This window comes from Nodosilinea sp. LEGE 07298 (assembly GCF_015207265.1).
Classification (GTDB): Bacteria; Cyanobacteriota; Cyanobacteriia; order Phormidesmidales; family Phormidesmidaceae; genus Nodosilinea.
On the sequence record NZ_JADEXE010000036.1, the window covers coordinates 1 to 20360 of the forward strand.

General features: G+C 55.6%; 10 protein-coding genes. 6 read left to right on the plus strand and 4 right to left on the minus strand.

Features of this window, described 5'->3' with window-relative positions:
* Window positions 1-75: 75 nt before the first annotated feature.
* Window positions 76-3429, minus strand: a complete 3354-nt coding sequence (locus tag IQ273_RS07395) for a tubulin-like doman-containing protein (RefSeq protein ID WP_228052499.1) — start codon at window positions 3427-3429, stop codon at window positions 76-78.
* 337 nt (window positions 3430-3766) lie between these two features.
* Here IQ273_RS07395 and IQ273_RS07400 point away from each other — a divergent pair, with 337 nt between their 5' ends.
* The 4 genes from IQ273_RS07400 to IQ273_RS07415 all read left to right on the plus strand — a co-directional run bounded on the left by IQ273_RS07400 (window position 3767) and on the right by IQ273_RS07415 (window position 14280).
* Complete coding sequence (locus IQ273_RS07400) at window positions 3767-6547, plus strand: UPF0182 family protein (protein ID WP_194022529.1); 2781 nt, start codon at window positions 3767-3769, stop codon at window positions 6545-6547.
* A gap of 130 nt (window positions 6548-6677) precedes the next feature.
* Window positions 6678-10343: a hypothetical protein gene (locus tag IQ273_RS07405; protein ID WP_194022530.1), complete on the plus strand. Its 3666-nt coding sequence runs from the start codon at window positions 6678-6680 to the stop codon at window positions 10341-10343.
* A gap of 147 nt (window positions 10344-10490) precedes the next feature.
* Window positions 10491-11786, plus strand: coding sequence for an adenylosuccinate lyase (gene purB / locus IQ273_RS07410; RefSeq protein ID WP_194022531.1), 1296 nt, complete (start codon window positions 10491-10493; stop codon window positions 11784-11786).
* 391 nt (window positions 11787-12177) lie between these two features.
* Window positions 12178-14280 carry a cation:proton antiporter gene (locus tag IQ273_RS07415; protein WP_194022532.1) on the plus strand — a complete coding sequence of 701 codons (2103 nt, stop codon included), beginning with the start codon at window positions 12178-12180 and terminating at the stop codon, window positions 14278-14280.
* A gap of 69 nt (window positions 14281-14349) precedes the next feature.
* Here IQ273_RS07415 and IQ273_RS07420 read toward each other — a convergent pair whose 3' ends face one another.
* The gene (locus IQ273_RS07420) at window positions 14350-14904 is read right to left on the minus strand and encodes a DoxX family protein (RefSeq protein ID WP_194022533.1); all 555 of its coding nucleotides are present in this window, start codon (window positions 14902-14904) and stop codon (window positions 14350-14352) included.
* A gap of 553 nt (window positions 14905-15457) precedes the next feature.
* Between IQ273_RS07420 and IQ273_RS07425 the strand changes: the two genes are divergently transcribed.
* The gene (locus IQ273_RS07425; RefSeq protein ID WP_194022534.1) at window positions 15458-15886 is read left to right on the plus strand and encodes a hypothetical protein; all 429 of its coding nucleotides are present in this window, start codon (window positions 15458-15460) and stop codon (window positions 15884-15886) included.
* 80 nt (window positions 15887-15966) lie between these two features.
* Here IQ273_RS07425 and IQ273_RS07430 read toward each other — a convergent pair whose 3' ends face one another.
* Together IQ273_RS07430 and IQ273_RS07435 are read right to left on the minus strand one after the other, a co-directional pair.
* Entirely contained in the window at window positions 15967-17046 is a 1080-nt protein-coding gene (locus tag IQ273_RS07430; protein WP_194022535.1) for a tetratricopeptide repeat protein, read from the minus strand.
* A 52-nt stretch (window positions 17047-17098) separates the two neighbouring features.
* On the minus strand, window positions 17099-18394 hold the full coding sequence (locus tag IQ273_RS07435) for a hypothetical protein (RefSeq protein ID WP_194022536.1): 1296 nt from the start codon (window positions 18392-18394) through the stop codon (window positions 17099-17101).
* Window positions 18395-18998: 604 nt separating this feature from the next.
* Between IQ273_RS07435 and murF the strand changes: the two genes are divergently transcribed.
* On the plus strand, window positions 18999-20360 hold the full coding sequence (gene murF, locus IQ273_RS07440) for a UDP-N-acetylmuramoyl-tripeptide--D-alanyl-D-alanine ligase (RefSeq protein ID WP_194022537.1): 1362 nt from the start codon (window positions 18999-19001) through the stop codon (window positions 20358-20360).

Below are 20360 nucleotides of genomic sequence, written 5' to 3' on the forward strand. Positions count from 1 at the left end.
CGGTTAGGGGTTGTTAAGGAGAGCCGCGCTCATCCAAACGTTGCACCCTGCGCCGTGAACCCTGCACCGCTTCTCTTAAAGCCGGTTCATTTCGGCGCGGACGTTGTCTTCGATGGTGGCGACCTGCTCGTTAGTGAGGCCGAGTTCTTCCTGGAGATCGAGCAGTTGGGCCTGTTCTTCTAAGTCAATTTCGCCGTCGTTGTCGAGGAAGGCGCGGAACATCAGGGCAAACTCGGTGGCGGCATTTTCCACCGTATTCTGAGGGAGAAATTGGGCGGCGATCGCATTGGCATCCGCTACCGAAACCCCGTACTTCACTCGAAATTTTTCCAGCAATTCCTGTTCTGTAGCTGAGGGAGTACCCCGGCGATAGCAGGTTTCCACCAACTTGGCGTATTTGCCCAAGTTTTCAGAAAGAGCGACAGGGGTCGATATGGCCAGTGGTGCGGTAGCGGGTGCTGGCGGAACGGGCACGGCAGCAGCGGGGATATCCGTAGGAATGAACAGCCGATGGGTGGTAACAAAATCGGAAATCGCCGCCTGGATGCGCTGGTACTCGTCGCTATCGGTGCCGCCCGGAATCGTTTGCTCCTGCTGTTGCAGATAGGTCATCACCTGGTCGTAAAGGGCCTGCTTTTGGGGTTTGGTGGCCGCCTGGTCGCCGATCGATCGAATCGCTCCATCCAGGGTTTCGGCTAACCGACGATTTTGATCCGTCAGCAGAAAATCCTCGGCCTCCTGCCAGGTCGTCCCCATCACTTCGGTCTGATCGAAGCCAGTGAGCTTGTTGCGATAGGTAAACTTGACCTCAGCAAAGCCTGTCACCCGGTTATCTTCCTGGCGTACCAGGCCCAGGGCATTGGCCAGCATCAGGTTATAGCGGGCCTGCCGCTCGTTGCTGGTTTCGGGCATCACGTCGCCAAACTGGCGGTAGTCTTGGTGGGTGTGCAGGGGGTTGTGGTCGGCCTGGCTGACGGCCCGGTAGAGCGATCGCATCCGCTCCATACCCTCAATTAGCCGCAGCGGAAAGGCCCCGGTTTCCTGCACAAAGTAGATGTGGTAGGGGTCGTTGAGAGGGCGAATTTCTTTGTCGGTGACGGTGCTGGTTTTACGAATCATCGGCAGCAGAGCCGAAACCGCCGGATCGGTGGGTTTGCTGCCGCCCTGAATGCCCACTAGCTTTTGGTACTTCTCTAGCTTGTCGTCCCAGCCCAGTTTCTTTTGCTCCTGGCTGAGGCGCAAAAAAGCTTCCGATTTTTCAAAGGTGGTTTTGATCTGGGCCTCCTGCATCTCGACGGTGGGGTACTGCTCCAGAAACTTGCGGGCGGTAGAAATATCGAGCTGGCTGCGACGGCGAAAGACATCCATCGCCTGACCCAGCAGTCGCTCGTAGAGGTCTTTGGTCTTGAGGGCGTCATAGGGATAGAGGTCGAACAGGTGCACTCGCAGTTCTTCGAGCACCTGCTGAGAAAGGGTCTGGCAGAGGGTTTCTTCCTGGTCGGCGACGGTTTTGCGGTAGGCCGCGTCAATTTCTTTTTCGTCGTAGAGCAAAATGCCGTTGACCGTCAGGCCGCCGGTTTCGCGGGTGTAGACGCGCTCTTTATCCTTCAGTTCGACCTGGACATTGCCCAGCACCGTTTCAAAGGCAGTCAAATCAACCAAGAGCTGGTCAATTTCTTCGCGCAGACCGTCCAGCAGCATCACCCCCAGGGTGCGGGCTTTGACTTCTACCTTAGAGACGTAGACCTGCTCCAGCGCCTGCATAATGCCCTGGAAGTCATCTTCGATCACCTTCTTGCGGTTGAGCATCATCATCTGCTTGGCGTGATCGTCGATCTGCTTCAGCAGGGTTTGCAGGGCATTTTGGGCCGATCGCTCGCGAGGTAGCCAGTATTTCTGCCTATCCTGGTCAAATTTACTGCGAAAGTCGGCAAAGACCTCGATCAGCACCTCTAAAAACTGTCGGGTAAACTTTGGCCCTCGGAAGCGGTCTTCCACCATCAAGTACACTGCCGCCCGCAGCTCCTTGCGCTTTTCGGGGATCAGCCAGGTGAGGTTGTCCCACATTTTTTGGAAGTAATCGCTCCAGCGCTTGGGGTCGGTGCCGGTGTCGTGGAAGTGGGGAGAATATTTCTCCTGCTCGTTGGAGATAAACCGTTGCAGGTTCTCAAAGGGAATATTTAGGTCGTTGCGGCGCTTGCGAATGCCCGCGACCCAGTCGGCCACCTCTTTGGCATAGGGCTTTTTGTTGTCGCCCATGCTGATGCTGTCGATAATCTGGTGGTCATGCTCCGACTCAGCCAGGAACAGACCGGGCAAAATCTCGGTGCGAATCAGGTCGGACATCGCGGCGGGGGCGGGGGTGGGGTTGCTCCACCAGTCCACCGTTTGAGCCGCCAGTCGAGCCGCACAGGCATTTAGCACCCGCTCTACTGGAAACTGAATGCTGGAGAGGCCAAAGCTCATGAAATTTTGCGGATAGCCCAGGGCGTCGGGGCTGGCCCAGTGCTTACGGACGTTGTCGCGCACCAGTTTTTTGTACTGACTAAAGCCGGAGCTAAAGTCGAGAAACACGTTCTGGGAGACCATTTCCAGCACGTCGCCCAGGGTGGGAAAGGTGACCTTGTCGTTGCTGTTGCCTACTAGGTAGGTGAAGTTGAAGGGCACGTCGAGGCCGCTCTGGCTGGTGATGCGATCGCTCTGGCTGTCGCTGTACTGAACGTCAAAGCGGGTGTCGCCCCGGCTGTAGTGGTTTAGCTCCATCAGGGCGGCGTAGGCGTTGGCAATGACGCGATCGCCCAGCCCCGAAAACGCCCCCGGCAGCACCAAAAAAGCGCTGGTTTGCGGCAGTTCTGAAACGGGTACCCAGTCGCGCAGATTGTAGGCCAAGTCCATTACCATGCCCGAGCCAGTACCGCCCGAGAGCGAGCACACCACAAAAATGTTGACGCCCTTGTCGAGCTGCACTTTCCAGCGATCGAGCATGAACTTTTCGTGGCCGACAATACGCCCCCGTGCCTTGGTAAAGTAGTCCTTAATTAGCGGGTAGTTGAGGCTAAAGGCAAACCGACCGAGGGCGCGAATTTGCCCTGCTCCAGACAAAATTGAGTCGGTGCCCTTGAGCTCGCTAGGGAACCATTCGTCTAAATACTGGTAGGCGGAGAGCTTGTTGAGAATTGCCTTGGCATCTTCGACCTTGGCCCAGACCTGCTCGATGGGTCGCAAGGAGATATCTTGCTTGAGCACCGTCTGCGCTTCAGAAACGCGAGCATTTTGCTCAGTGTCGATGTGCAAAAACGAGACAATGGGTAGGGCATCAAGGGAGCCATACTGCTCCACAATCATGCGGCGAATCTTGATCAAAATTTCTTTGCCGGTTCCCCCCAAACCGATGATTACGGTGGGGGTCATGCCTGTGTATTCACTCATAAGGGGGGACCGAAGGGTTGTATCGCCTCTAGGTTTCCCAGGTAACTTCCGTAGGATCCCGGCAATTCCGCAAGAGCTTATTAAAAGTTGACAATCGGTTCGACCGGCACCGCCTCAGCCTCTGTCGATAGCCCGCAATGGATAGCCAGACACAAAATTGAGCCGGGTGTCTAAATGCGATCGCGGTCCTAAAAAAAGGTTAAGCCTGGGGGCCTGGGCAGCTTGTCTGGGAGATGAGATCGCTAGACTTTAGAAGCAACAGCATCTCAGACGCTACTTAAGTCCTTCATCTTGGGGCATTTTGCTGAGGTGCAATCCGCCCTTAACAGCCATACCTGTGACCTATTCCCCGACCAAATCTCTCCGCGCCCGTCGACTGCTGCCCTGGTTGGTGGCCCTTACGCTGCTGCTGGTGTTCTCTGGCGGCCTGGTGCACCTGCTGACCGAGTCGTGGTGGTTTGAGTCGGTGGGCTACGGGTCAGTTTTTTGGCTCCGCATTAAGTGGCAACTGGCGCTGGGGTTGGGCAGTTTTGTCCTCTATGGCGGAGGGCTGTGGACCAGCTATCAAATTGCGCTACGACTGACCCGCGATCGCACCTACCGATTTTTGAGCCGCTACAGCGACCCGGCTCAGCGAGAGCAGTTCGCGCGCCTGCTGCACCTGGGCATGGCGGGGCTAATCTTTGTGCTAGCCCTAGGAGTAGCCCTGCGGTCGGCAACGGCCTGGCAAACGGTGCTGCAATTTCTCAACCCCACCGCCTTTGGTATCGCCGACCCGATCTTTCAGCGCGATATTGGCTTTTATGTGTTTAAGCTGCCCCTGTGGCAGGGGCTACAGGACAACCTGCTGGGGCTACTGATATGGGCACTGCTGATTGCCATTACGGTCTACACCCTCAAGGGTGAGGTGCGCCCCGAGCGCGGTTGGAAGTACTTTCTCACGGGCGAGGCCAAAGCCCACCTGTGCCTGCTGCTGGCGGCGATCGCGGTGGTACTGGCAGCGGGCTTTTGGCTCGATCGCTACTCGCTGCTGTACTCCGACAGCGGGGTCATTTTTGGGGCGGGCTACACCGATGTACACGCCCGGCTACAGGCCTACTGGCTGATGGGGTTTGTCACCCTGGCCGTGGCAGCCCTGTTCATGATTGCTCTGACCCGCAGCGGCTTTTCGCTACCCATTTTTGGCATTGTGATTTACCTGGGCGTGCTGGTGCTGGTGAACGGCCTCTACCCATGGTTTCAGCAAAATTTTGTGGTCGAGCCCAACGAACTCACCATCGAGCGCCCCTATATTGAGCACAATATTGCCTTTACCCGGCGGGCCTACAGCCTCGACAGCGTCACCTCAGAACCCTTTCCGGCTGAAGCCAACCTCACCCGCGATGTCATTGAGGCCAACACCCCCACCGTAGGCAACATTCGCCTGTGGGATTACGCCCCCCTGCTCAGCACCTACAAGCAGCTGCAAGAAATTCGCCTCTACTACAACTTTGAGGATGTCGATATTGATCGCTACACCCTCAACGGCGACTACCGCCAGGTATCCCTCTCGGCCCGTGAACTGCCGGTGGAGCAGCTGCCGTCCGAAGCCCAAAACTGGATCAACCGCCAGCTCAAATTTACCCACGGCTTTGGAACGGTAATGAGCCCGGTTAACCAGATTACCCCCAACGGGTTGCCAGAATTTTTCATTCGCAATGTGCCCCCCGACAGCAACGTCGATCTGCCCCTAGAGCAGCCCCGCATTTACTACGGCGAAAGCACCCGCAACTACATCTTTACCGGAGCCAGCACCGACGAGTTTGACTATCCCCAGGGCGACACCAACGCCGCCTATCGCTATACCGGGGCTGGGGGGGTGCCGCTTAACTCATGGCTGCGGCGACTGATCTACGCCTACGATCTGGGCAATTTTCGGGTTTTAATTTCTAACTACTTCAGCCCCGAAACCCGCATTCACTACCACCGGCTGATTACCGACCGGGTGCGGCAGGTAGCCCCTTTTCTCACCTTTGACAGCGACCCCTACCCAGCCATCATCGACGGGCGCATCAAATGGATCTTAGACGGCTACACCAGCAGCGATCGCTACCCCTACTCGGAGCCGCTCAACCGACGCGACGACCTGATTTCACTGGTCGACAGCGCCAACCCGCTGATGCGCAACGGCGTCAACTACATTCGCGATGCCGTCAAAGTCTTTATCGATGCCTACGATGGCACCCTAGAACTTTACGCCCGCGATCGCGAAGACCCACTACTAGCTACCTACGGCCGCATCTTTCCCGAGCTGTTTAAACCGATTGAAGACCTGCCCGCCAGCTACCGCGATCACCTGCGCTACCCCCAGGATATTTTCACGGTGCAGGCCCAAATGTACCGGGCTTACCACATGGAAAACCCCGAGGTCTTCTACAACCGCGAAGATCTGTGGCGCTTCCCTCAGCATGAGGAAGATGGCGCGGTGGAGGCGATGGAACCGTACTACATCATCATGAAGCTGCCCCGGCTGAACCAGGAGGAGTTTCTGCAAATTTTGCCCTTTACCCCTGCTAACCGCGACAATATGATCGCCTGGATGGCCGGTGGCTCTGACGGCGACAACTATGGCCGCCTGCTGCTCTACGAATTTCCTAAGCAGGAGCTAGTGTTTGGCCCCACCCAAATTGAGGCTCGCATTAGCCAAACGCCCGAAATCTCTGAGCAGCTTACCCTCTGGAGCCAGCAGGGATCGGGAGTGATTCGCGGTACCCTGCTGGTGGTTCCGATCGAGCAGTCGCTGCTGTACGTGCAGCCCATTTACCTGCGGGCCGATCAGGGCGAGCTGCCCGAACTGCGGCGGGTAATTGTCGCCTACAACGATCGCGTCGTGATGCGAGAAACCCTTGAGCAAAGCCTAGATGCTATCTTTGGGGAAGCGAGCACACCCGTACCTACACCTACAACGCCGGGAGCAGTAGCACCACCGCCCAGCACCACAGCCGACCTCGTTCAGGCCGCTCTTGAGTCATATCAAGCTGGCCAACAGGCGCTTCAGCAGGGTGATTGGCAACGCTATGGAGAGGCCCAGCAGCAGTTAGAAACTGCGTTGCAACAGCTAAATCAACAAATTCCGTAACATTTAGGGTGTCATTTCCCTAGGTTTACATACCGCTAAAGGTTGATTGTGCCAATATCAGCCACCACGGGCATACTATAGGGAATTCTCCGGCCCAGTGCGCTGAATTCATCGAATTCAATAGACCTCTATGTCTACTACGCCTCCCAATGTTCTGCAATTGGCCCGTCAGGGTGACCCAGACGCGATCGCAGCCCTGATGAATCGCCATCTAGAGACCCAGGGCATTACTGCCCATGTGGCACAGCAGGAAAGTACGCTCCAGGTCAACCTAGAGGGTGCTCAAATTCCAAATCAGGCCGATTTAGTTGCCTTTGTTAAAAAAGGCATCACGGGGCTGGATCTAGCCGCTGTTCATCACCTCACGGTGAGCGGCAAACAGGTTGGCGCTGGCACCAGTGCCTGGAGCGAAGATCTGGTACTGCAAACCACCGTCAACGACGTCGAGTTTGATCTCGATACCGCTCCTGGTGACGCGAGCGTGGGTGACGCCCTCGCCAGCGATGACCTAGACCTGGAGTTTGACCTCGACAGCGCAGCGCTAGACACAACCGACCTTGGCGATCTCGACATGGCCCTGGGCAACGACCTTAATGAGGCCGATTTGGACCTGGATTTAGGCCTTACTAGCAGCGATTTGGGCCTTGAGGCACCTACAGACTTCGACTTAAACTTTACCGACAGCGACTTTGGTCTCGATCTCACCGACCCTGGTTCTGAGCCCGAGATTGCAGACAGCTTCAACCTTGACTTTGGCGACAACGCCGCTGCCGATCTCGATCTTGACCTCAGCGACGGCCTTGCCAATGACCTCATCACCGACAACGGCTTTGACCTCGATCTAGCCATGCCTGAGGAGCCATCTGCCGACCCCATCGACCTCGATTTTGACTTAGGTCTCGGTGAGGCTACTGTTGAACCAACTACCGATTCTGGTAGCCTAGATTTTGATCTAGGTCTTAGTGAGGCCGCTGCCGAACCCCCTGTTGATTCTGGTGACCTGGATTTTGATCTAGGTTTCACTGAGGCCGCTACCGAGCAGACTACCAGCTCTGACGACCTCGATTTTGATTTAGGTCTCCCCGATGGGCCAGCTGATGCCAACGCGCCTACCGATGTAGATTTTGAGTTGAATTTTGGCGATCAGCCTGTTGAAGCTGCCCCTACCAGCGATCTTGATTTTGATCTGGGTTCCGACGATAACGCTGCGGATGCCGCCGCTGATCTTGATTTGGGCTGGGCTGACGAACCGGCCCTCGATCGCCCAGCCGGAGAGTTAGACCTAGACTTTGGCCTGGCCGATGAACCAGCAGGCGCTCCCTCCGCCATTGACTTAGATCTCGACTTTGACCTGCCTGAAACCCCAGCCCCAGCCAGTGCTACCGACGATCTAGAGCTTGGCACCGCTGACTTTGATTTTGGGTTTGATGACACCGAGGCGACTGGTAGCGAGGCCACCCTAGACATCACCGATGATCTAGAGCTGGACTTTGGCACAGGGTTTGACGCCGAAGCAAACCTGGACCTCGCCGAAGCCGACGCTGACTTTGGCATGGAAGAATTAGAGGCGATCGCAGACGTTGACAATCTCGAAACCGACGGCTCAGGCTTCGACCTTAATGCCCCTCCGGCCCCACTAACCGCGCCTGAAGTCGAGGCTGATCTCGATGATCTGTGGGACGATAGCGACACAAATGCGATCGCGCCTGGGTCAGCCACAACCGACCTGTCTGCTGTTGATGACCTAGCCGCCTTTGACATCGACTTAACCTCTGAATTCGATCGCCCCGACGAGTGGAGCGATCTGGCGGCCATCCCTGATGATGATGTGGGTACCGAGGCGCTAGAGCTTGATACTGGCGATCCAGATCTGGCGGCCATCCCTAATGATGATGTGGGTACCGAGGCGCTAGAGCTTGATACTGGCGATCCAGATGCGATCGCCTTTACCGACTTAGGGCTTGAGTCTGAAGACCCGTCAATAGAGGCGATCGGCAATACAGATGACCTGCCTCCCGACCTGATCATTCCCGATGAGCCCGTTTTTGCAGATTTAGGGGCAGCCGCCGACCTCGATTTAGCGGCGGGCAATGCAACCGACGATTGGGCTGGTGTCCCAGCCGACCTCTCCTGGGGCACCGAGGCCGATACCGACCTGGAGGACACGGCCGACTTCGACCTTGCTGCCTTCGATCTGGCTGAAGACAGCTCTGCGGAAGCCCCAAATACTCCCTTTACCGACGACTTTAATGACTTTGACCTGGCGGCAGAAGACGATCTATCCCCCAATTTGCTGAGTGAAGATGCTGCCGCCCCAGAGGAGGTTTTCTCTACCCCAGATTTGAGCACCGATTTCGATGCCGACTTGGGCACCGATTTTGATACCGACTGGGCTGAACCTACGGTTGACCCAGACTTTGCAAATTCATCTACTCCATCCTGGGAAGAGTCCGCTGACGACTTTGACTCTGATTTAGCGCTAGATACCCCTAGCAATATCGAGGCTGACCTTGGGACCAACTTTGACCCAGGTCTAGTCTTCGACCCGCTAACTGAAGCCGGTGATGCCACCCCTAATCCCTTTGAAGCCGAGGCATTTTTACCTGAAGGCGACGACCCCTACTCTTTCAACACCCCTGAGTTCGAAGCAGACGGCTTAGAGGCCTTTGGCTCAGACTCTACCCCAGGGTTTGAGCCGGAGTTTGTCTCTGAAGGGGAAACGGTTAGCCCAGAGGCCTTTACTCCAGAGTTTGAGTCAGGGTTTGAGACGGATTTTGCTCCGGAAGCCGATGCCGATCTGCCCTTTTCGACCATGGAACTCGATCAAACCGCTGCGGGCAACTTTGTTCCTAATCTAGACCTAGACGACAGCGCTAGCGAGCTTGACGCCTATGACGAAGCCTTTTTCGTAGAGCAGACTGAAGACAACACTGCCGAGGCCGAACTCATTCCCGTACCCATGGAGTTTGGCCATGATGCTGACGAAGATCTAGCATTTGAATCGGTTGAATTTGAAGGCAATGATTTTGGCAGCTCTGGGTTTGACACACCAGGCTTCAACGTCGGAGATGTCAGTGCTGAATCAGATTTTGAAGCCCCAGAGTTTAGCGATCAAGGGTTTGGCAACGAGGCCAGCTTTGGGGACGAAGGTTTCAGTAATGAAAGCTTCGGGGAGGAAGACTTCGACGCTGACGTATTCAGCGACAGCCACGATGATAGCAACGGCTTCATTCAAGACCGCAACGGTGTCGCCCTGATGGCCGATGAACCAGATGCCACCGATGACTTTATCCAAGAGTTTGGCTCAGACCCCTCTACCCACGTTGCGCTGACCCCTGACCAGTTTAATGACGACGGCAGCGTGCGTCGTCGCTCTGGAAGCTCGGGTCTTCCGATGCGGCTCATTTTAGGCCTGGGCCTAGGGGCCTTAGTGCTGGCTCTGGCGGGCCTACTGCTCAATGGAGTGCTGGGTCGGCTGCGCAGCCTTGAGGGTGACCCAGTGGCTACCGAGTCTGCGGTTCCTGATCCTGCAAATCTTCCTACAGATCCGGCTACCGTGACCGAGGAAGATCTATTTAGGCAGGCAGTTAATGCAGCCCAGACCGCTGCTAACCAGGCTCAAACGGCTAGCACGCCGGCCCAGTGGCAGGAGGTAGCCGATGCCTGGGCCTTGTCCATCAGCCTAATGCAGCGGGTGCCCGCTTCTGACCCCAACTACGCTACGGCTCAGCAAAAAGCCATCGATTACCAACCCAACCTCAACTATGCTCAGCAAAATGCTGAGCGCTTGCAGTAGCTTTGCCCTATCACCGCTGTTTTTGCAGCGGACAAGCATGGCTCCATCCAGTCAGAGCACCATACATCAGCATGAAGTATGGTGCACCAATTTTCCACGGCTGAGGGCAGCCGGGTAGAATAGGACGGTTGTATTCAGACCAAAGCCTTGATTGAACGCTATACCCTGCCCGAGATGGGCAACCTCTGGACCGACGACTACAAATTTCAAACCTGGCTTCGGGTCGAAATCGCAGTATGCGAAGCCCAGGCTGAATTAGGGTACATTCCAAAAGAGGCGGTAGACGAGATCAAGGCTAAGGCTAAGTTTGACCCTAAGCGCATTCTTGAAATTGAAGCCGAGGTGCGCCATGACGTAATCGCCTTTCTCACCAACGTCAACGAGTACGTAGGCGATGTGGGGCGCTACATTCACCTGGGTATGACCAGCTCTGACATGCTGGATACAGCGCTGTCACTGCAGCTGGTGGACAGCCTCCAAGTGATTATGATTCATGTAGAAAGCTTAATTCAGGCCATTCGCTACCGGGCTCAAGAACACCGCGATACGGTCATGATTGGGCGATCGCACGGTATTCACGCCGAGCCGATGACCTTTGGCTTTAAGCTGGCTGGCTGGCTGGCCGAAATGCTGCGTCACCGCGAGCGGTTAACGCACCTGCAGGATGCGATCGCGGTCGGCAAAATCTCAGGTGCCGTGGGCACCTACGCCAATATTGACCCCAATATCGAGGCTCTGGCCTGCCAAAACCTGGGTTTGCGCCCCGACACCGCCTCTACCCAGGTCATCTCCCGCGACATTCACGCTGAGTTTATGAATGCTCTGGCACTGCTAGGTGCCTCCATCGAGCGGTTTGCGGTAGAAATTCGCAATCTTCAGCGCACCGACGTACTCGAAGTCGAAGAGTTTTTCTCGAAGAAACAAAAGGGGTCATCAGCCATGCCCCACAAGCGCAACCCGATTCGCTCTGAGCGCCTGACCGGGATGGCACGTCTGTTGCGAGGCAACGCCATGGCAGCCCTAGAAAATGTTGCACTGTGGCACGAGCGCGATATTTCCCACAGTTCGGTAGAGCGGGTGGCCTTTCCGGATAGCTGCATTCTGACCCACTTCATGCTGGTCGAAACCACCGAGCTAATCAAAAACCTGCTGGTCTACCCCGACAATATGGCCCGCAATATGAATGTCTATGGCGGTGTGGTATTTAGTCAGGGAGTACTGCTGGCCCTAGTCGATAAAGGTCTGGCCCGAGAAGAGGCCTATGCGATCGTGCAGGCCTGTGCCCACCAGGCCTGGAATACCGATGACGGCAACTTCAGAGGGCTTATTGAGGCCGATGAGCGAGTGACCGCCCATCTATCGGCCGCAGAAATTGCCCACTGCTTTAGCCCCGAACGCCACCTGCGAAATCTAGACCAGGTCTACCAACGCCTAGGTATTTGAGCCTAGGCATCAGCTCTAGATTCATTCAACCGGTAGCCCAGAGACCATACAGGGCAAATCTTTTTTGCCATAGTAAATGCGGTCCCACGGCGTACATCCAATCCTACTTGGCTAACCCTAACTGGCTAACCCCCATTGGTTAGCCCAACATTGTTTGCCCCTGCGAAAACGGTCTGTTTCAATTGGGGCCAATAATGTTGGGTATGGTATTAGCCATAGTACTGGCTAATGCTATGGCCTGGGAGGCAGTTAATTGACCGATCGCAGAAACTAGAGCGGCTCACTCATAACGGCCCCAAGAGTCTATGCCAAAACGTCCTCACCTATAGGCGATTGCTATATCGATGAGGCTAGCCTGGTTTAGCGCCCTCTCTTACTTCAGGAGCAATCTATGGCTGCATTGACAACCGCAGATAGCGCCGCAAATGGGCTATTGAGCTTTTTACCCAGTAGCCCAATTACAGCTTTTACGGTGTTGCTGCTGGTGACGCTGATTATTCCGCCCATTTTTGAGCGGTTGCGGCTGCCGGGGTTGGTGGGCCTGCTGGCAGCGGGGGTCATCCTAGGGCCTAGCGTTCTGGGTTTGCTTGACCCGGCTGGGGATGTGGAAACCCTGCTGTCGGATGTGGGCAAAATCTACCTCATGTTTGTGGCCGGGTTAGAGATTGACCTCAAAGACTTTAAGCGCACCCGAAATCGATCGCTGGGGTTTGGCTTTACGACCTTTACAGTGCCGTTAGTAGCGGGCATGTTGTTGAGCCGAGCCTTTGGCTTTGACTGGATTGCAGCGGTGCTGATTGGGTCGCTGCTGGCCTCCCACACCCTGCTGGCCTATCCCATTGTGATGCGCTTGGGGGTAACCAAAGAACCCTCGGTAACCGCAACCGTAGGTGCCACGATTTTTACCGATATTGGGGCGCTGCTGGTGCTGGCCATGTGTGTCGCCGCTCAGGCCGGAGAATTTTCGGCCCAGACGGTGGTAGCCCAGTTGCTGATGCTGGGAGTTTTTGCCACAGCGGTATTGGTCGGCATCGACTGGGTGGGTAAGCAGTACTTCCGGCGCAACGGCGATCGCGAAGGCAATCAGTTTTTGTTTGTGCTGGCAGCGGTATTTTTGGCGGCGGTGGGGTCGCAGTTGATCAATGTGGACAAAATTGTTGGAGCATTTCTAGCTGGGCTAGCGGTCAACGACGTGGTGGGCAGCGGGCCGGTGAAAGAAAAAGTAGAGTTTGTCGGCGGGGTGCTGTTCATTCCCTTTTTCTTTGTGTGCATGGGGCTGCTGCTCGACCTGCAAGTGCTGATGGAGTCCATGACTACAAACCTGGCCTTTACCCTGGCGCTGACGGGCACTCTGGTTCTCAGCAAATTTTTGGCGGCCCTGGCCACTAAGCCTTTTTACCGCTATAGCTGGACCCAGGTTTTGACCATGTGGTCACTGTCCATGCCCCAGGTGGCCGCCACCCTGGCCGCAGCCCTAGTCGGGCTACAGCAGGGTATTATCTCGGGTTTGGAGTTTAATGCTGTCATTGTGATGATGCTGGTCACTTCGGTGGCGGGGCCGCTGCTGACGGCTCGCTATGCGGGGCGGTTAATGGCACCCAAACTTCCCCGTGTCGAATCTGATTCGCTGTGGTTTGACTACGGAGCCGCCCCCGAAAGTCGCCAAGACTCGACCATTACTGGGCCGTTTACGGTGGTAGTACCCATCTACAACCCGGTGACTCAGCGCTACTTAATTGAGATGGCCGCCCTGCTGGCTAGCCACGAAGGCGGCTATGTGATTCCGGTTACGGTAGCCCGCGCCCACGTGCACATGGATGACCCCAACCTGCTCAGCACCCTAGGCCAGTGCCGCCAACTGCTGCAAAAAGCCGAAACCCTGAGCCAGGAGTTTAAGGCTCAGGCCTACTCGGTACTGCGCATTGATGACGATGTATCAGAGGGCATTACTCGCACCGCTCGTGAACAAAACGCCAGCCTGATTCTGCTGGGTTGGAGCCGCCGGGGGTTGCGGGCCAAGCTATTTGGCACTCTAGTCGATGAGGTATTTTGGTCGAGCCACTGCCCGGTAGTGGTAGCCCGGTTGCTGACTGAGCCGACAGAAATGCGCCGCATTCTGGTGCCGATGAAGACTATTACGCCCCAGGCCGTGCGCACGGCTCGCTTTGCCCAGGTGTTTGCTGACACCCATCACGCAACGGTGACGCTGCTACACGTGCGCGATCGCTATACTCTCGACGACCAAATCAAAGCCATAGAAACCGCGTTAACTAAGATGATGGCCAACGGCCCGCAGATTAGCTGGAACCTAATCACCACTAGTGGCGACAGCCCCGCCGAGGTCATTCTTGAGACCGCTCAAACCCACGACATGATCGTGCTGCGATCGATGCGGCGACGCACGGCGGGCGGCCTAGCGGTCAGCGATGTTACCCACCAGGTCATTGACGAGGCTACCTGTTCTCTAGTGCTGTTTGGCGAGCCTCACACCTAGCAACACCAGCAACACAAAGCCCTCGGCAGAGTTCTGCCGAGGGCTGGAGGGGACAGACAATTGGAAAACCTATAGACCCGACTTGATCTCAGCCTTAGCTTCGTCAGATAGTTGAAAGACAGTTTCTAAAGAAGCCCGCTTGCCGCTGGCTTGCTGGCTCAGCATGCCGCCCAGCACCTTGGTCAACAACGCGTCGACAGAAAACCGGCCACCACCATTAATCACAAAGAAGAGAAACGTCGCCGCGTACAGGGCAGACAGCTCCAGGTAGGGAATGCTCAGACCCGCCACCTTAACGTGGTGGTACATGGCTACCGACATGGTAAAAAAGAGGCCCAGAGCAGCCGGGCGAGTAAACAGCCCCAGAGCTACTAAAGGAGCGCCAATCAGTTCAGTGAAGGCTGCCATATAGCTGAGGGTAATGGGGAAGGGCAGCCCTAGGTAGGCCACGTAAGCCTGGGCAAAGCTTTCGATATTAGCCAGTTTGTCGAGACCGTTATGAACCATAACGATACCGGCTACAACTCTCAGAATTGTCCAAGAAATCTGAAAAGCAGTATTAGAGGATTGGTTGGGCTGAAGCGCAAGGCCGCCCAGGGATAGGATGCGCTGCTGAGCAGTCATATAGATTAAGAAAAATGAACTACGTTATTAATTATCCTAACGAAGTTCTAAGGAAAGTAAAGGGTTGGCTTATACCAATTTGCTCTCTCCACTAAAAAACAAAGCCGTTACTCATCCCTAGACGCTAGGGCTATTGGCAAACCAGCAAGCGATCGCACTAAAATCTGGGCTTCAAACCTGTAGACATTAGTTTGCACAGTTTTGAAGCCTACGTTTGGGCGACTCTAAGCGTGGGTAGCTAGGAAATAGCCCGGACCCAACACAGCCCTAACCCAACAAGCAAACCTACGAATCGGCAAAACCTTATCCTGGATACTCTGCCCCTAGACCAAAGCCGAGTTTGCAGCGTGGCCGTATTCCGCTTGATACGGACGAAGCAATTATGCTCTAGGTCAAAGCCATCTCTGTGGAAGTAGGGTCAAGCCCTGCCGTAGCCGATTAGAAACCTGAGGACCAGCGTTAACTTTTGTATTGAGTTACCTCTTCACCTTGTGATGAGGCGTAACGGAACTTGATAATTAGTTCAGAACGCAGATTCATCAAGGACACACCCATGGGTTTAATTAAGTCTATTTTTGGGGCTATCTTTGGGCTTATTGGCGGCATCTTCAAAACCGTTGGTGGCCTAGTGGGCCTGGGCAAAAAGTCTGAATTTTTTATGGAGCTAGACGAGGGCGATAGCAGCAACCAGCCTGCGATCGCCCCTAGCAATCCTGCTCCGGCAGTTAAGGCCGAACCTGCGGCAGCAGCCAAATCTCCGGCCAAAGCAGAGACTAAAACCCCTGCTAAAGCTGCGACCAAAGCCCCTGCCAAAAAAGAAACCAAAGCTCCGGCCGTGGCAGCGGCCCCGGCCGAGCCTGTGCCTACCGGCTTTGCCTCCAACTACCTAACCAGCGTTGGCACCGCTCTGCCCCGCCGCCGCCGCCCTGGTCCTAGCCTCTCTCCCTTTATGGATATGGCTAAGGAAGTGAAAGTGCGCTAGATCAAGGTCTAGGTTGAGCCATTCATGATAGGTAAGCCAGAGTTGCCATTGGTAGCTCTGGCTTTGTTTTAGGGCACCCCCTAGGGAGCAGCAGCCAAAAACCGCAGACTGCTGTAGAGGTGAAAGGCTGCATCCCAGGATGAGGGTAGCGGTCGCGCCAAATCTACATGGGACTTAAACGGAGGTAGCAACTCAATTAAGTCAAGGGCGCTTTCGCCGAAGCCGCTAAAGTCGGTGATTGGTCCAGAGATGATGCAGTCTGCAAAGTAAGTCTTCATCGCCTTCCAGGCCGTAGCGGCAATCAGCGGCGAAGGAAACGCCGCCGCTGGGGGTAAGGGCACAGCATCGCGGTATTTGTAGGTGCGATCGCAAAACCGCAGCACGCACCCCCGCCCGTGCAGGTGCCAGTCGATCAACTCGCCGTAGTCTTGGGTAGCCTCTTTGCGCTTCAGCTTGCCTCGGGCATCTAGGTCAACTATAGATTCATAGATGGGCAGCTGACCCACCACCCATTGGGTAATGTCGCTCCAGGTCAACTGAATGGTGCCCTGCTGGCCCGCATCATTCTGGCATATCACCATTAGCTGCGGCTCGATTGACTGAATGGCCTGCACCCGGAAGGTAGCTAGTCCCTTAACCTGGGCTGCCGTAGCCCAGCAGGCTGGGGTGCCCTCAGCCTGCAGGCGTTCACAAAAGTACTGTAGTTCTCCCGCTGGCCCTACTCGCAGCAGCCGCCAATGCTTGCTGGGTAGCCGGGTGCGAGCTGTATAGGCATCGATCTGCATCACTCGGGCCAGGCCCTGGGCTGAGGTCTCTCGGCGATCGCCCCTTACCGGCGCTAGTGCCAGCACCGCTGCCCCCGTTGCCCCTGGCTGCTGCTTAGCCGCACTGAGATCATGCTCTCGGCGCTGGGCAAGGCGATCGCGCACCCGCTGCACCCCCTCCCGCGCATTGGCTAGCACCTTGGTATTGGCACTACTTTGTAGCAGCCGAGTATAGGTAATCTGGGCTTTTTCCAGCTCGTCTTTGGCCTCCCAATACTGCCCCATCACCAGCTTTAGCCAGGGGTCTTGGGGAGCCTTTTGCTGCCACTGCTTAATCAGCTGGGCAGCATGGGTCAGCTGCTGAGCCTCCAAGGCGGCAGAAACAAGGTCATACATGAGTGAAGCGATAGAAAGCTATGCCTGCTAAGACTTTAACACCCGTCATCAACTAGCGGGAGCTAGTGTGGGAGAGATCGACGCTGCCAAAGTTGAGGCTAAGGGCAATATTGATATTTTCAAACATATTGACCAGCCAGGCTACCGTTTCACTAGAGGCGGTTTCGTAATGGTTAAACAACAGCGAGAAGCGCCGCTCTAGAAAAGGCCTGACCTTTTGGCAAATCAGCAAAATTCGCAAAAGTAGCCCTGTGGTTTGCACCGGCCCCAGGTTGTTAATGAGGTCAAGGAAGACGTAGTGCTGACGGCCAGCGGAGGGGTCAACCACTAAAAAGTTGAACAGGTTGCTGCACGTACGTACCCTGAGGAAGTCATCTACAGGTCGGCCATCACTGTCGGAGAAAGTGGATAGGAGATGGTCTTGCAGCATCAATTTGAACTGCCGCTGGCTGTAGCCAGCATTCACATCGGCGATAATGTAGTCAAACAAGTCTTCTTTAAATTCGCGAAATGAGGCCCCCTGGTTGTGGGTCAGCAAAAAGCGCTGGGCTCCATCACGGTAGCTCTGTCCGTGATCGCGACGACGCGCAAATTGCTTCAGCGACGATACCAGCTCCTGGTCATTGAGCAGTGTAGGGTTGTGCACAACCCGCAGCTTATCGATGTAGTCTGCCTGGCCCTGCTGGTGTAGCCGCCTCTGGCGCACGCGATAGGTCACGTAGTGGGTCAGGTCGACCTCAAACTTGTGTTGGGCCTCAACCTGCATGTTTCGCACGTACTGCTGGTGCTGCAGGTCGCTATCTTCGGTCACCAGGCAGTGCTCATAGAGGTAGGGGTAGCGGTTGATTAGCGACCCCAACGGCACGGCTTCGGCCTGACGGTTGCGGGGCAGCGCCGAGTGGCGCGCCTCAATAATGCAGGCCAAGCGCTTTAGGGCCAGGTACTGCTCGGTATCGCGAAAGCCTTCAGTAACCTGGCGCAGACGGCGCACCGAGCGCGATCGCGACAATTCTGAAACTCGGCTATTTGGAACAGTCTCTAGCAGCTCCACCAGAATCGGGATGGCGGGCTGTAGCTGAGTATTGGTCTGCCAGCGATTGATCAAAATGTGGCAGCAGCGATTGAGGATGAAGCGGAAGTAGTCCTCAATTTCCTGGTTGGCCAGCAGGCGATCGAGCGCAGCGACTACATCGCGATCGGGATAGCCACAACCATCCAAAAACAGCGCCTGAAACCGATCGATCATGGCATCAGGAGACTCTACCGCCACACAGGCAAGCAGATGGCTATACAGACGCTGCTCGTCGGCGGTAGTAATTCGATTGTTACAGGTCGCTTTTGTCTTCACAGATTCACCGCCCTTGCCCCATCTACAGGTGAGCTTATGCTTGTAGGCCCACACCGACTGTAGTGAGAAAAATTTTGGGATATAACCAACAGTTAGAGTACGACGTTGGAAGATGCACGGTTTCGATGGCAGTAACAGTCCCTAAACCTAATTAAAAACCCTATAGACGTTTACCCGCGTCAGTTTTTACACTGGGATGCTGTTCGAATACCTTCAGACTACTGCGTGAATTTTCTAGTTTCCGAGATTATGTCAGGGGTATTAACAAAATTCCGGTAAAGTTTGCTACCAGACCGTAAGGTAACCATAAACTCCGGCCCAATCCGTATTGTCCAGCCGGTAAAACACCTCACTCCATGAGTTCTGCGCTTTAAACCCTAGACTAAGGCCGTACCGCTGGGAAGAGGGCTCAGTACCATCACCGGCCTCTGTAACGCCTTACAAATCATGGCTGAACCTAAATCGAGGCTTATAACGCCCAATTTTGGGGCAGTTTCCCGAATTTTTCCCGCCCGAACAGCCTTACAATCAAATTACTTTGGGCCAGACTTTAGTGAAAAACTGGTATGGTGCCATCTTTGCTACAGCACACTAGGCAGAAGCTATGGGTTTTTCGTCGCTAGCTACCCTCGCAGCGGCCATTGAGGCTCCTTTGAATCATGTCCCGCCATTGTTGTGGGGCAATCAAGTATCAAATATCACTACAGATACGCGAGATCTACGAGAAAATGCGCTGTTTGTAGCGCTTGTGGGCGATCGCTTTGATGGCCACGGATTTGTGGAGCAGGCAATCGCCAATGGAGCGATCGCGGCTGTGGTAGCAGAGGGCAAGCAAGTTCCTCACCTGCCTTGTTTGCCGGTGGCCGATACCCTGATCGCCTATCAGGCCCTAGGCCAGTGGTGGCGCACCCAGCAGACGGCCAGCATTGTAGCCATTACTGGGTCGGTGGGTAAAACGACCACCAAAGAGCTGATTGCTGCCGCCCTCCGTACCCAGGGGCGGGTACACAAAACTCAGGCCAACTACAACAACGACATTGGCGTTCCCAAAACCCTGCTACAGCTGCAGCCTGACCACAACTTTGCGGTAGTCGAAATGGGCATGCGAGGGCCGGGAGAAATTGCTCGCCTAGCCCGCATTGCCGTGCCCGATGTGGCGGTCATCACGAACGTGGGCACCGCCCATATCGGCCGTCTAGGGTCAGAGCAGGCCATTGCCAATGCCAAATGTGAACTCCTAGCCGAGCTACCCGCTTCGGGAATAGCGGTGCTCAACCACGACAATGCCCGGCTCATGGCTACCGCCAATCCGATGTGGGCCGGTCGCACGATCACCTTTGGACTGGAGGGTGGAGACGTTCAGGGCCACCTACTCGACAGTGAGACCATGGAGGTGCAGGGGGTGAAGCTACCCCTACCCCTGCCTGGTCGCCACAATGCTCTCAACTTACTGGCCGCGATCGCCGTTATGCAAGCCCTTGACCTCGACTGGCAAGGGCTGAGCGCCGGACTGACGGTCGATTTGCCCAGCGGTCGCGCCCGTCGGGTGGTGCTGCCCAATGACGTGGTGCTGCTCGATGAAACCTACAACGCCGGGATCGAGTCGATGACCGCCGCCATTCACCTGCTGGCTGAAACCCCAGGCCAGCGACGCATTGCCGTGCTGGGCACCATGAAAGAGCTGGGAGAGCAATCGGTAACGCTGCATTGCCAGGTTGGCCGAGTAGTCAACCAGCTCGGGCTAGATCGCCTGCTGATCTTGGCCGATCCTGAGGAGGCGGTAGCTCTAGCTGAAGCGGCTAATGGGGTTGAAGCCACTATCTTTGACAACCACAGCAGCTTATCTCAGCACCTGATAGCGATGCTGGAACCAGGCGATCGCGTGTTGCTCAAGGCGTCGCGATCGGTCGCCCTAGACCAGGTCGTCGATCAGCTGATCAAAGCCTTTGATACGTCAGCGCAATAG